The sequence below is a fragment of the Cysteiniphilum litorale genome, from assembly GCF_003428165.1.
In the GTDB taxonomy this organism is placed as follows: Bacteria; Pseudomonadota; Gammaproteobacteria; order Francisellales; family Francisellaceae; genus Caedibacter; species Caedibacter litoralis.
In genome coordinates this window covers 13,444-27,798 of sequence record NZ_QLIQ01000015.1, presented here as the reverse complement: position 1 = coordinate 27,798, position 14,355 = coordinate 13,444, and the positions used below count along the sequence as shown (strand labels likewise).

Below are 14,355 nucleotides of genomic sequence, written 5' to 3'. Positions count from 1 at the left end.
AGCCTAACTTTGTGGATTATAAGTCACTACTTCGGTCTTACATACTCCGTTATCACAGCGTGAGCTATTTTTATCCCCAGCATCTGACGGCGTTAAGCTAATATTGTTCTCATCACTTGTCAGTGTTAAGGTGTAAAGTCCCACTACATCACTATCATTTGTTTGAATTTTAGCTGCAGGTCTTAGTGTCATATAGTGAGTATGACCTGATGGATCAGTAACGCTGATATTCATAGATGCACTATTAATTGCAGAAGACTGAGAGTTAGTAATCAGATTTTGGCAATCATTATGTTGTGTTTTAAAGTATAGTGGGGTGCTGATACAGTGTGTGCCACTTTGATCTTTAGAGAAGTTTACTATCCCAAGGCTCGTGCTGGGAGAGATAGGCGTAATTTCGGTTTGATCATCAATGCTAGGATATAGCTTAGTATCTGCAGTCTCAATACTATTAAAATCATTTAATTTAAATTGATATTGTACAGCTTCAGATGCGCGAGTTGCCAAGCTTACACAAAAATTTACTTTTGCTTCTAGTATATTTGGATATAAATATAATGAGCCTATTTGATTTTTTTGATCGCTCCAGCTGCTTTTGTTTGTTTTGATAATGCATGCCAAATTTTTAAATTGTTTGTCATGATAATCATTCGCTGTAGAGCGTAATGTAACGTGCTGAGGATTATCAGGATTATCTGCAATCATATCAGAACCACTGATAGGATAATCGGGGTCAATGGAATAAATACTACTATATAATCTGAATTTACCTACTACTCCATCTTTCTCTTTCGCAGTCTGAGAATCCCCTGGCATGCCTGGATCTGTCTGGAATTTTTCCCCGCTTGCAGTATTTACATGAACAAAGTCATATCCAGGCTTGTAAGGTCCGCTATAATCACCAGAAAAACCATACATAGAAACTGTATACGCAGTATCATTGTAAATATAAAACTTATATTTAGGATAATCGCAGACATATTTATTGTCTCCTTGATCAATCCACATCCCTTTGCCATTATTACAGTTATAATCGGTCACATCCATCCTACAGACAACAGGGATATTGTCATGCCACGCTGTGCTAGTACCTGCCCCATGAAGATCACACGTAAAGCTTCCAGCGACATAATCACCATCTTCACAGTATTTAGTGAATCCAGTCCAGTGTTGACAATCATCCCATGGGTCTGCAGCAATAGCTACAGAACTAGATAGGCTCGAGACAATCATTGCGATGATTAACGTATTCTTCATTTTTTTCATTATTATACTCCTATGGTTGGGGTTGGTTGTGCTAAATTTAACCTTTCATTTGCGGACATTTATTATTTTTTAGTTTGTAATAACATCTGATCATGGATAGTTGGTTTTATGAAAACGCTTAAAAATAAAGGGGCATTCAGTGGCTATTGATCTGTAGTGTGCTTATATCTATTAATTTTTCTGCCAAAATAGAACGAATCTTTTGAATTGCGTCAAAGCATAACTCATGACCAGTTTCATAGGTGTGCCATGTGACATTATAACCATGCTGGATCAGCATATCTTTAGCTATGGTGCCAAGCTTTATCGGAATAATTGTATCTTGCATGCCATGCATACAGATGTAGTTAGTATGCTTGTGAGGTATTTGAATATTTCTCGCAAAGAGTGACCACTCAGGTAAATAACCCGATATTATCATACTTGCAGCAAGTGCATGTTTTGTGGTTAATGACGACAGTCCTGCAATAAGTGCGCCTTGAGAGAAGCCTATGAGTATGATGTTATGAGGTAAAATGCCAAGTTTTATTTGTTGATCAATAATGCTATGAATGTAAGCACATGAATACAAGGCTGATGTAATATCAATTTCTCTGACCATGGTAGTGTTGCAAACAGATTTAATATCATACCAAGAGTGTATGGACTCAGATTTATTAATCGTTAGCGAGTTTATTTCTGCAAATGGGAAAATAAAGCGAATACTATGATTAATAGGTAAGTCAAACTCAGGGACTAACTTTGAAAAATCACGTCTTGCACCAAGACCATGCAACCATATAACGCATGATCTAGCTTGAGTTATTGGCTCAATAATAATACTTTTTTTACGCATGAAATAAATTTAAACATAAGCTGTTGATGACCTTTGGCAGTATCCTCAGAGATAGATGCTTTGTAAATTAATTTATAGTTAAAAAGCCTTAAATATTAATTAATTTACAAATTAATTGAAAATTTATACATTTAAATTTCAGCGTGACTAATGCTTTTTTGTATTAACATCTGTTGATTATGTGGATATAACAATGAAAAATAAGGAATATATTAAGATGAGGAAAAAATTATTATCAGCATCAGTTTTAGCATTGCTGATAGGTAGTACAGCGTATCTAAATGCATATTGTCAGTTAGTTACTCAAAAAGAAATAGTGACAACGGCAAGTGCTAAATCTGTAGATGTAAATAATTTCAATCAGAGAGTAGCTAACAATGGCATGATTAAAATCATGCCTCAAGTAACCAATGGCTTTGGTGACAATCAAAGGCTAAGCTATAAATTACGAGATAAAGAAGGCGCATTAAAAAGCCAAGGAATGTTAGCGATTGGACAAATTACAACGATTACAAATCTTGAAATTGGGGCAAAAGGAGGTAGTTATCAGCTTGAGATTAGTCCGCAGTCAGTCAAAGACCACGGTGGAATACGTCGTTTAACAGGAGCGTATACTAAAAATATTGAGCTTACTGCCACCGCACCTGAAGCAGATGTTTCTTTGTTATATAAAAACACAAATGATACGGATCGCCATATTATGTTGGGATACTTCATGCCGCTTATTCCAAGTGTTAATTATTATGAGCTCGCTGCAGAGCATGGTTATAACGTGGCAATCAATGCATTTGTTAAAATACAGTGCGATACAGATAGTAGCTGTGTGCTTACAGATCAATATGGACAGCAAGCTGTGGATATTGCCCATAAAGTGGATGCTGCTAAAGAAAAATACCCCCAGTTTAAATACGCAATGCTTTCAGTTACCTGGCAAGGGCTAGATAATTTTAATGTCGGATCAGCTTCTGCTAATCATATTAAACTTTTGGCACAAACGATTGTTGATTATTTAAATCAAGCGCATTTAGATGGTATTGACTTTGACCTTGAGGCAGCACTTTCGCTAAAACATTGGGATGGAGTAGCATTAGATCATCTCATCAAACAAATACGGGCAGATAAACCTAATGTTATTGTTACGGCAGCACCTCAATTATTCAAAAACACAGATGGGAAGTATATTTTGGTAACTCAGGGGTTAAATCAAGATTATGATGTGGCAATAGAAAATGGTGATTTTGATTATGTGGTAATACAAGAAGCTTTGAGCCTGCCTGAAGAAGCTAATCCTAATATTATTTCTGAGAGCATTAAACAGCTTGAAGGCAGTGATTCTGCCGTGAAGATACCATCAAAAACCAAACTTTTGCCAGATGTTTTATCAGGACCTAATGTTAATCCAAGCAATCCTAATAGTGTGTGGTATGCATGTGCGAGCTCAAAAACGCCTGATTGTACGACCGTTTTTAAAGCATTAGCCGAGCAATATCAAAGCTTGATTGATAATCCACAATTTGGTGGCGCTGCGACTTGGAGCATTAATCAAGATCAAAGCAATACAGCAGCTAAATCAAATCCATGGCAGTGGGCAACGACTATTGGTAATGTTATTTAATTTTGATCATTGCCTGCCATTTGGCTGCTTTTGAGTAAATATTGGTTGATTTATAGTTATGTCTATTTTTTAATCCACTTTGGTATGAATTAAAGGATATGCGCTAGGGGTTTTGCGTCATTTGATAACTGGATATTAATCATTATGTATTAAGCGAATATAAACAGGAGAATAGGCATGCGCTTAAAAAAACACATTACATTTAATCCAAATAATTGATATTGAGGTTTTAGATGATTCATAAATTTAAGTTAAGTCTGATGGGCTGCCTTTTTTTGTCAGCTGTTAGCTATGGGACGAGTGTTGAAAGCGTATCAGCACCAGTTGCTGTTCATCATAATAAAGCATCACTTAAAAGCCCAAGGAATACATCATCTCAAGATGATGAGAAATCAAACTATAAAGGTTCGCAGGCAGACAATAAAACGATTAAAAGCTTAAGTGAGAGTGTCAATCCAGCAACTGGGGCTCTAAGTATTTCATTGCCGTTATTATCGGTTAAGGGCTTTATTCCTTTAGATGTCAGTGTGAGCTTCAGTGCAGGCAGTTCTGGAATGTTAGGACTTCCTAATGGTTGGCAATTTAACATTGATTATGTGGTGCCAGGAAAATCCATGACATTTAATGGTAAAACTTATGTGATTGATTTTAATTGGAGTGATAGCACAGGTTATCAATCAGGGCTTAAATATTTAAATCAACATGGTGTGTTGTTTAAAGATATGTTGACCGATACGCCATTACCTACAAGTTTCGCTGATTCAAGAGCTTATCGTTATTGTTTGAGTATGCCAGATGGTTCAGCGGATTACTTTGATGCAACGGGCAAGCTGATTGCCAAGGGGGATCGTTTTGGTAATCATATTCGATATGATTATAACGATCCAGAGATGGGTGTTCAGCATAACTATCTAAAATCAATTACCGATAGCTTGGGGCAAGTATTTAACTTTGGCTATAGTGCTAATGAACTAAGTATTAGTTATATCGATAGTCAAAATAGATCGCATACGCAGAGCTTAGCCTACAATCAAAATGGCATATTATCATATACCGATTCGTTAGGCTTTATAACTCAGTTAAATTATCAGACACGTAATGGCGTCCCAGTCGTTAATCAGATTCTTTATCCTAATGGATTGGAAACGGACATCAGTTATCAAGATCTACACTTTAAAACACCTGATAATAAGATAGGTGCTTTAAATGCGGTGGCAACAATTAATCATATTGATCATGCTAATGCTGATCAGGTCTTGGCAGAGGCAGACTATGAGTTTAGTCAGAACAATTTCACAGGATATCCAAATAATTATCCACTATCGGATGATAAAGACAGTTTAATGGAAAGTAATAATCCAGATTATCGCTATACGGTCACGGTCAAGGTTAACGAACACAGTAAAACAGCGAGTAATAGTATGGATATTCGTAAAACACAGACGATTTATAACGCGATGAGTGAGCCGGTTGAGCAAGATGTGTATTTAGCAGGGGAGAATACCCCGACGTATAGAACAAAAAATAAATATCAATTGATTAATAACAAGCATTTGCGAACGGTTAATTATAATAAGCCGATAGAAGAAACTAGTGCCATTTATGATGCTGCTACTCAAGGATATATAACGCTAGGCAAGAGCGACTACACGTACGATGCTTATGGTAATACATTAACAACCGATACGTATAAATATAATCCCTTGACACAAAAACTGGTTGAATCAACTAAGTCAATCAATAGCTATGATCAAAGCTTTAATCAACCTTTGACCAACATTAATATGGCATGGAATCCGTTAACCAATACATTCGATACAAAATCTGTGGAAAACACATTATCAAACGATCATAAAAATGTTCTTCAAAGTACACTGTATGATGGGGATATTAATGCTACTAACGCCTGGAAAAGTACCGATTATAGCTATGACAGTCATGGTCTTGTCATACAAAGTACGGTGAAGTGGAGCCAAGCAGGTCACACTGGGGTGCAATCTAGTACAGTCAAAGATAGCTTTAGTTATGATCTTAGTAAACGCTTGGAAACACTGACACATACCGATGCCTTAGGTAGTGTCACTACGCAAGTAATTGATAGCATAACAGGTGATCTATTGAGTAAGTGCTCAGCACTGGGTAATACCATAACATCTAGTTATGATTTAGATGGACGAGTTTTGAAAAAGACGCTGCCAGCAGGGCAAAGCATTACGTATCAATATGAGGATTACCAAAAAGATAAACAAAATGCCGTAACTGAAATTTCGCCATTGGGCGCTAAAACCACAACACAATATGATGCCTCAAATCACAAAATAGCAACATATAGCAACACCGATCCCAATAATATTAATGACATGGTACTGCAAGAAGCTGATCGCTATAATTCCTACGGTGAGCTAGTTCAGAAAAAGGATGCCTTGGGTAATGTAACAAGTTATAGCTATAACGCACTCTCCTTACCAACGGCTCAAACCGATAGCGATGGTAATGTAACGACAATGCAATATGATCTTGCGCACTTAAGTCAAACAAGTTTTGTCAATGGTATCAAAACTAAGACGGTTATCTATAACCCAGATAAAAAACCATTAAAGACAATAAGCTACCCAAATAGTCATAATCCACTGCAACCACATTATCATCTGGAAGAAATATCAACTTTAGATGGCAATAATCAAGTGCTGGAAACAACACATAATAAAATAGATGATAGCGGAGCGGTGACCGTTCTTAATACGTTAACTAGCAGTTATACACCTGATGGCAAAACCCAAAGCCAGATCTTACAAAGTGGGCAGTCCAAAGAAACGATAACAGCAGAGTATGATCTATTAGATGATGTGCTTGATAAAACAAAAACATTGGATTTTAGTGATATTACTGGTAGTCACCATTATATTACGCATCGCGACCATTTTAACTATGATGCGGCAGGAGAACTGATAGCTGAAACCAATCAAGCAGGTCAATCGATTACTTATAGCTATGATCAGGATGGTAATAAAATCACTGAGACACGCCTTGATGGCACGGTGGTGCACTTTGCTTATGATAAAAATGACAATCTGATCACTAAAACATATACCGATAACAGTGGCAAACATAGTTACAATTATAGTTATGATGCCGATGGCAATAAGGTCTTTGAAAGTCTCGATGGTCAAGGTATTAAGATAAGCTATACACTTTCAGGATTACAAACGGCGATTAGCTATCCAGATGGCAAAGTGGCAACGGCAACATATAATAAATATGGACAACTGCTATCAAGCACGGATGTCAATGCTCAACAAACAACAATGACCTATCTTAAAGATGGCAAACTCAATACGGTGAGTAACAATCAAGACAAAGTGACTTATTTGTATAGCACACAAGATAAGCCAAACGAGAATAATCAATATGGCGCACTTATTGCTAAGGACTATCAGGGGATTTATACACAGCAATTTACAGCAGATGCATTTGGTCAAGAGCATGAGTTAAAACAAATTGATAGCTTAGGCACGACACTTCTTGATATCGTTAATACCTTTGACGCAAAGGGTATGTTAACTGACGTTATCGCGACTTCGGATAAGGCGCCAAATGATCCCAATGTTAACTATATTAAACACTATACTTATGATGATTTTAATCAATTAATTAAAGAAGAGTCGGATAGTTTGCAAAAGCAACCAATAACAAGTACAAGCTTCGCTTATGATGGTAATGGTAACATTCTTCGCAAAACCAAAGATGGCAAAATAACGACGTATCAATATAATAATCTCGATCAATTGATCTCTTATACCGAGGATGGTAGTACATACACGCCTAAATATAATGCCAATGGTGATGAGGTTGATGATGGCAAGGGCACAAGCTATCAATTTAATGGCATAAGTCAGCTGATTGGTGTGCAAAATCAAGCGATGCATCTTGAATATAGTTATTATGCCAACGGCTTAAGATCAGATCGCACAGGATTAGATACCAACGGCATTTCTCAAGATCATTATCGTTATTACTATACGGGAGATACCATAAGTGCAGTTAATGACTTAACACACCCTGATAATGTGAGCTTTTTCCTTGATGGTAAGAATCGTATTCATGCTTATAGCGTAAGCTAAGTTTGATGTGTATTCACCATAAATTATTGTGCCATGGGTATAAACCAAGGATAGAAAATAAAAAAAGCAAATGATGGTAAGTCATGAGGGGTGAGCTAAATGAATAATAAACGATATCAACAAATTGTGGTAATAACTGGTTGTATGTTAGCACTGCTAACTGCTCAGATTAGTTTTGCACAAGAATCGTTAACAACAGGCGCAAATGATATTTATTATGTGAATAATGGCAAAAGTAATAGTTTAACCTTGGATAAGCCAATCAATAGCAATGCAGCAGTTGCCATTCAAAGCACGACAGATTATCAAGCCTATGGCGCGCATTCTGATACGCTTAACACCAATGTAGCAACGAATTTTAGCTACAATGGAGAATATCAAGACCCTAGCTCTGATTTGGTGTATTTAAGAGCACGTGACTATGATGCAGGAACACAACGATTTATCGCACAAGATAATGCTAATGTTTGGAATAAGTATAACTTTGCTGATAGCAATCCGATTATGAATATTGATCCAAGTGGGCATTTTTCTATAACCAATGTATGGAAACATTCATCAAGTGGACTCTTGATGACACTGATCATGTCTGGCGTTATATTTACTGGAGGATATCTGGGTATTGCTGAGCTTGCTGCCTTAGGTGCTGAGAGTGTTGCGACTTCCGAGGCAGCAGGAGTTGCCACAGAAGGGCTTGAAGCTGGTGCTACTGCTACTGCTACTGCAGAGTCAACTGATGTAGCGGAAGGATCATCTGCAGCATTAACGCAATCTGCAAATGATAGTGTTGCTGGTGAGGATGCTAATGGGATAGTTGATACTCAAGAAGCTGATATCGATGCACAAGAGCATTCTGTTGTTGGTACACAGGAGGGTGGGAGTGCCGAAGCTACTAACCCAAATGAAGCAAAGTTTTTTTCATGTGTATCACGCAAAACCGAGTTGCGTTTTGGTTTATTTAGTGAAGCATTAAGTGCGGTTGGCGTGATTGGCACCTATGGCAGTCATTTTTCGCCATTCTTAAAAAAATACGAAGGAGTGTGGGGTTTTTTAGACTATTTTGGTGGTGGTGCTGCATTTGGATTGATAAAAGGGTTGAAATTTGCAGACTATGTTGAAAATGCAAGTCAGACAACAAATTATTTGTTGCGTGCAGCAAACGGTGTTATGCGATTGTATAGAATGCCTTTTGGACGCTTTGCTCAAACGAATTTTATTCGTTCAGCTTCTGCAGGAATGGCGTATATGACCGTGAAAACACCATTTCTTATGGCGAGTTATGCAGGCGCTGATGCTGTTTATGATGCGACTAATCATGGGGAAGATTTGCCTGATTGGGTTTAGGAATCAATTTGCATAACGGTAAACAAGTTATTATTGAAAGCGTCAATAGAACTAACGGTTACGGATGAAACTTATGAATAAACTACCAATTATTTTGGTAACTATCGGTATCTATCTTATAGCATTAATAACAACACAAATAAGTTACGCTCATACAGCAAGACTTAGCATCAGTCTTTACTATGTGAATGATGGAAAAAGTAATAGCTTAATTTTGATTAAACCAATTAATGGCAATGCAAGTATTGCTATACAAGGTACGACGGATTATCAAGCCTATGGTATGCACCCTAATACGCTAAATACTAATGTAGCAACAAACTTTGGCTATAATAGTGAATATCAAGATCCTAGTTCTGATTTGTTGTATTTAAGAGCGCGTGATTATGATGCGGGAACGCAACGATTTATCACGCAAGATAATGCTAATGTCTGGAATAAATATAACTTTGCTGATAACAATCCGATTATGAACATTGATCCAAGTGGGCATATCAGTTTAAACACTATTGGGCTGTTAATGACAGTTGTTGTATCCTTAGCTAGCGTTCCTGTTACAAATGGAACTTCTTTGATGATGTTAGCTGAAACAGGAGCAAGTGTTTCTAATATTTTGTTTGGTATTGGTGACATAATTCATCATAGGTACTATGCTGCAGCTGGCGATTTTGCTATGGCTATAGGTGGTATGATCGGTGTCTATTCAGCCCAGGATAGTATATTTCCATTAGGGAGAAAAGCTTTGCTATCTAGACAAACTAGACAATTATCTGTCGATGAGGAAGCAGATATAAACATTGATAATATAGATATCCATAGTGAAGAGTTAAATGCGGCTAAAGTGACTAGAAGTAGTGCGGGATCAAATCTTTTATTAGGTGTTGGTTCAGGATTGAAAACATATCAAGACAACGATGGGAATCATTTTAACTTGAGTGACCTTGCAAGATTTACATTAATCAATGGTGCAACAGGATTTGCAGGTGGTCGAATCTACGGATGGGTGAGTGGTAGAATGGGCGAGGCTAATGGCATGGTTAAAAAAATTGTCTATGGGGCATTAAGAACAACGCTTAATGGTGCGGTTGGCATGACAGGCAATATGATTAATAGTGCAATTAGTCATGATATTAACTGGACAAATACAGCAGTTAATCTTGCTGCGGCACCACTTATGGGCGCATATTCTGGATTCTCACAAACTTACTTAGGTAATTATCCCAATAGTAGGTTAGCAAAAGCGATGAGATTTACTTATCTTAATTTAAAGACACCAATATTTGGTGCTTTGCTTAGTGGAGATATATCTGAGTTATGATTGAAATGAACATCTATTTTGCCTGTGGAAATTTAGATAGAAGCGGATAATCTCGTGCCTTGATTAGGTTGTATGTTTTGATATATGTGAAGCAAATTAAAAACGTCTTAAATTGAATAAGGAAGGTAGGTTATGAAATTTAGAATTCAGCTTATAAGAAAGAAGTCGATGATTAGCGGCGTTTTCTCAGTTTGGTTACCTTATCTTATTATTTTAGGTATTATTGTCAGTGTTGAAAGCTCATTTTCTAAAGAGGCTTGGATTAACAATAATAATGCAGTTAACTTATATTATGCCAATAATGGCAAAAGTAATAGCTTAACTTTGATTAAACCAATTAATGGCAATGCAAGTATTGCTATACAAGGTACGACGGATTATCAAGCCTATGGCGTGCATTCTGATACGCTCAACACAGCTGTAGCAACGAATTTTAGCTACAATGGAGAATATCAAGACCCTAGCTCTGATTTGGTGTATTTAAGAGCACGTGACTATGATGCAGGAACACAACGATTTATCACGCAAGATAATGCCAATGTCTGGAATAAGTATAATTTTGCTGATAGCAATCCAATTATGAATATTGATCCAAGTGGACATATGAGTAAAGAAGCAATCAATACCATATTGGGTATATCACTAATATTGGCGGGTATTGCCACTCCATGGCTGTTAGGCGCTTTTGCCCCAGCAGCTGAGGCAACAGTTGCATCAGTAGAAACTACAGAAGTTGCATCAGTAGAAACTACAGAAGTTGCATCAGTAGAAACTACAGATAGTTTTGTAACTGCAAATGAGTCTGCTGCAGATAGTTTTGTCACTGCCAATGAAGATGATTCGATTGCTTTAGCGAATAATAGTGTCAGTGATAGCTCAGATGAGTTATTTAAAGCGCAGTCAATGCGTTATGGACTAAAGTCTTACCCTGTTACTTTTGTCGGCAATGGGATACAGGCACTTATTCAGAGAAAGACAATGACGCCAATTGCATATCTAGAAATGGGGCTTGAGGATATTGGTGGTGCTTTTGGTACCTTAGGTATGATAAACCCTAGTTGGGCTAAATCTTTTGGTTTATTAGATAATGGACTTGAAGGAGTGGCAACGGCATTATCTGCTGAGACTGTTGGTGCTTCATCAATGCTTTCAGGAGTAGCTGGTGGATTTGGATCAGGGGGAGTAAGCGGGTGGATGGGAGGTTTTTTTGTTAAGAATATGTGGGAGCCTTTTTTAAAGTGTAATTTAAGAGCAGGTACAAAGTTTCTTGGCTCTGTTGGCATATTTGCGGCACGAGGCGCAACAATGGAGACAGCAAGAGAAGGGGTGATGTCGGCAGTGTCAGGGGAAAATGACATGTCTATTAAAAATATCTTAATGTCTTCTGGAGTTACCGCCGTTGAAGGTGGGATGTTTGCCGCGGCAGAATTAAAATTCTCCAACCCGCAAACTGTGCGTAGTTATGCGTTTACTTATAATGTGGGCGGGGCAGTTTTTCAGGTAGGTATTCCGTTTTTAATCTAATACAAAAGGAGATATGTCTCGTGATTGTCAGCACTTTCTTTGTGTCGTATTTCATTTGCCAACTTCCGGTTTTGCGCAAGATATTGTAATCTACAGCGTAAACTTTATTGGAGTGATTAATGTTTAGGAGAATTGTACTGAGTGCTTGCTTGAGCATCATAAGCACTTTGGCAGTGTATGCGCAAGAAAGTGATATTAACTCAAACAAAGTAACTAAAATAACCGAAAAATCAATGCGGCCATTAACGGTCGAGACATCATTATCACAACCTTGGTTTGGGTTTGTGTCACCTTCAGATGATGCTCATGAGGCAGTTTACATACAGAAGAAAGGTGAAGAAGACAAAAAAGCGGGTAAGTGGCAGTGGCGTTATCAGCTTTTTTACGTCAAACATATTGATGCTAATGCTATGACGGGCGCGCAAAAGCTTTTTAATTTTAATGTATTGAGTGTCTCTTGGTTCCCAGATGCACGTAAGTTATTGCTTATTAAAGAACAGCATGATCAATTAAGCCTGTGTGTTTACGATATCAAGCTTAACAAGTTATACCCACTACAAATGCCTGTGCAAGAATTAGCAAGCTATCAGATCTCACCTAATGGGCAAATGATCGCTGTGAGTGTTCATGAGGATAAACGTGATAATCTGTCGGTACTTGATCCAGCGACAATGTATGCGGGTAATAAACTTTATGTATTAATGCTGTCAAAAGATCAAACGCATGTTCAAAGCATTAAAGCGTTAAGCAAGTCAGATGATTATGTGATGAATGATCGTTTGACGTGGTTAAAGGATAGTAGTGGTATTGTCTTTGTTAGTGCGCATTCATTGGCGCCAGAGCGCTCAAGAAAGCGCACGATTAAACGCGTTGATTTAGCAGGACATGTGATGAATGTAACAAAAAATGAAGCTTATTATGATCAACCTATTTTGTCATATGATGGTCAAAGTCTTGCCTATTTCTACAATCGATTACCAAAAGGCTATCAATATGCAGATTACCTTCTAAGATACAGCAATCAGCTGTGTATTTTGAACTTAAACGACCATAAACAGCGATGTTTGAAGCCTTTGTTTGAGGGTGGCGCTCAGTTACTCTCATGGGATCAAAAAGATGAGAATCTGTTGATGGTGCAAGATGATCATTTAACAAAGCGTCTTGTCAAAGTTAATATCAAGACATCGGACATTGTGCCATTAACACATGATGTATCAGTTGTTAGTCCTGTTGTTAACAATCAAGCAACAGCAATTGGCTATATGCAAATGACTAGCAATAAAGCGCCTGAAGCAGTTGTTAGCCGTTTAGATGAGTTTTTACCAGAAGTGATTAATCCGCAAAGAAAACTGCCCTATGCACTAGGGCAAACAGAAATCATTCATTGGCTTGGTAGCAATAAAGAAAGTATCGAAGGCTTTGTAACGTATCCACCAAACTATAAGAAAGGGCAAAAATACCCGCTTATTGTTGCGGTGCATGGTGGACCTGCTAACCATTGGTGGGGAAGCTTTATTGGCTCCCCTCATACGCTAGATACGCCTTTTTGTGTGGGCTGTATGGCGGCAGAAGGTTATATAATCTTTAGACCGAATGTGCATGGTAGTACGGGCTATGGTGTGCCATTTATGGCATCTAACTATCAGAAAATTGGACAAATTGACTTGGAGGATATTACTCTTGGTGTTAGGCATTTAATTGCCGAGGGGATTGTTGATCCTAAACGTATTGGTATCTGGGGTTGGAGTTATGGTGGCTTTCTTGCAGCAGTAGCAATGGAGCGTGACAGTCTTTTCAAAACGGCAGTCGATGGCGCTGGAGTCAATGATTTGATGAGTCTTGAAGGCACTTCGGATTATCATACACTCACGTATCTTATGGGGGTGCCTTTTTGGCAAGATGCTAAGCCTTGGGTAAATATATCACCGGTTTTACATGTGGGTTCAGCTCACGGTAGCATATTGATTCAAGGAGGTGATAGAGATACTGAGGTGCCGCTTAGTCAATCGTTAGAATTATATTATGCTTTAAAACAAGCACATAAAAAGGTCTCACTAAAAATTTATCGTGATCAAGGACATGAGTTCTCAGATCCTAATCAGCTATTAGCAGGGATGAAAGATACGGCAAATTGGTTTAGGCAAAATCTCTAACTCGTGGCAGAATAATAAGCATTCTTTTAACATAAATAACTGGCATTACGCACTTTAGAAAAAACTATGATTTTATAAACACCCCGTCAGCCCATGGCTGCCACCCCTCTTGCAAAGAGGGGAATTGGGCAAGGGTGATTTTAATTCCCCTCTTTGCAAGAGGGGTGCCAAGCTTGCGA

At 37.8% G+C, this 14,355-nt stretch carries 8 protein-coding genes; 6 read left to right on the top strand and 2 right to left on the bottom strand.

Going from position 1 to position 14,355, the window contains the following annotated elements; all coding sequences use genetic code 11:
• Nucleotides 1-3: 3 nt before the first annotated feature.
• Together DNJ75_RS15345 and DNJ75_RS07485 are read right to left on the bottom strand one after the other, a co-directional pair.
• A complete protein-coding gene (locus tag DNJ75_RS15345) occupies nucleotides 4-1,266 on the bottom strand; it encodes a hypothetical protein (protein WP_157968260.1) in 1,263 nt (420 codons plus the stop codon).
• A gap of 136 nt (nucleotides 1,267-1,402) precedes the next feature.
• Complete coding sequence (locus DNJ75_RS07485) at nucleotides 1,403-2,101, bottom strand: alpha/beta hydrolase (protein ID WP_117002828.1); 699 nt, start codon at nucleotides 2,099-2,101, stop codon at nucleotides 1,403-1,405.
• Nucleotides 2,102-2,318: 217 nt separating this feature from the next.
• Between DNJ75_RS07485 and DNJ75_RS07480 the strand changes: the two genes are divergently transcribed.
• From DNJ75_RS07480 to DNJ75_RS07455, 6 genes are all read left to right on the top strand, one after another.
• On the top strand, nucleotides 2,319-3,716 hold the full coding sequence (locus DNJ75_RS07480) for a glycosyl hydrolase family 18 protein (protein ID WP_157968259.1): 1,398 nt from the start codon (nucleotides 2,319-2,321) through the stop codon (nucleotides 3,714-3,716).
• A 233-nt stretch (nucleotides 3,717-3,949) separates the two neighbouring features.
• Nucleotides 3,950-7,837 carry an RHS repeat domain-containing protein gene (locus DNJ75_RS07475; protein ID WP_117002826.1) on the top strand — a complete coding sequence of 1,296 codons (3,888 nt, stop codon included), beginning with the start codon at nucleotides 3,950-3,952 and terminating at the stop codon, nucleotides 7,835-7,837.
• Nucleotides 7,838-7,936: 99 nt separating this feature from the next.
• Nucleotides 7,937-9,181 carry an RHS repeat-associated core domain-containing protein gene (locus DNJ75_RS07470; protein WP_117002825.1) on the top strand — a complete coding sequence of 415 codons (1,245 nt, stop codon included), beginning with the start codon at nucleotides 7,937-7,939 and terminating at the stop codon, nucleotides 9,179-9,181.
• A gap of 73 nt (nucleotides 9,182-9,254) precedes the next feature.
• Nucleotides 9,255-10,499 carry an RHS repeat-associated core domain-containing protein gene (locus DNJ75_RS07465; protein WP_157968258.1) on the top strand — a complete coding sequence of 415 codons (1,245 nt, stop codon included), beginning with the start codon at nucleotides 9,255-9,257 and terminating at the stop codon, nucleotides 10,497-10,499.
• Between the two features lie 132 nt (nucleotides 10,500-10,631).
• Nucleotides 10,632-12,023: an RHS repeat-associated core domain-containing protein gene (locus tag DNJ75_RS07460; RefSeq protein WP_117002823.1), complete on the top strand. Its 1,392-nt coding sequence runs from the start codon at nucleotides 10,632-10,634 to the stop codon at nucleotides 12,021-12,023.
• Nucleotides 12,024-12,142: 119 nt separating this feature from the next.
• Nucleotides 12,143-14,176, top strand: a complete 2,034-nt coding sequence (locus tag DNJ75_RS07455; protein WP_117002822.1) for a S9 family peptidase — start codon at nucleotides 12,143-12,145, stop codon at nucleotides 14,174-14,176.
• Nucleotides 14,177-14,355: the final 179 nt, after the last annotated feature.

Coding starts and splice junctions, on each gene's coding strand:
- DNJ75_RS07475 (WP_117002826.1), top strand. CDS start 3,950: ATGATTCATAAATTTAAGTTAAGTCTGATGGGCTGCCTTTTTTTGTCA.
- DNJ75_RS07470 (WP_117002825.1), top strand. CDS start 7,937: ATGAATAATAAACGATATCAACAAATTGTGGTAATAACTGGTTGTATG.
- DNJ75_RS07480 (WP_157968259.1), top strand. CDS start 2,319: ATGAGGAAAAAATTATTATCAGCATCAGTTTTAGCATTGCTGATAGGT.
- DNJ75_RS07460 (WP_117002823.1), top strand. CDS start 10,632: ATGAAATTTAGAATTCAGCTTATAAGAAAGAAGTCGATGATTAGCGGC.
- DNJ75_RS07465 (WP_157968258.1), top strand. CDS start 9,255: ATGAATAAACTACCAATTATTTTGGTAACTATCGGTATCTATCTTATA.
- DNJ75_RS15345 (WP_157968260.1), bottom strand. CDS start 1,266: ATGAAAAAAATGAAGAATACGTTAATCATCGCAATGATTGTCTCGAGC.
- DNJ75_RS07485 (WP_117002828.1), bottom strand. CDS start 2,101: ATGCGTAAAAAAAGTATTATTATTGAGCCAATAACTCAAGCTAGATCA.
- DNJ75_RS07455 (WP_117002822.1), top strand. CDS start 12,143: ATGTTTAGGAGAATTGTACTGAGTGCTTGCTTGAGCATCATAAGCACT.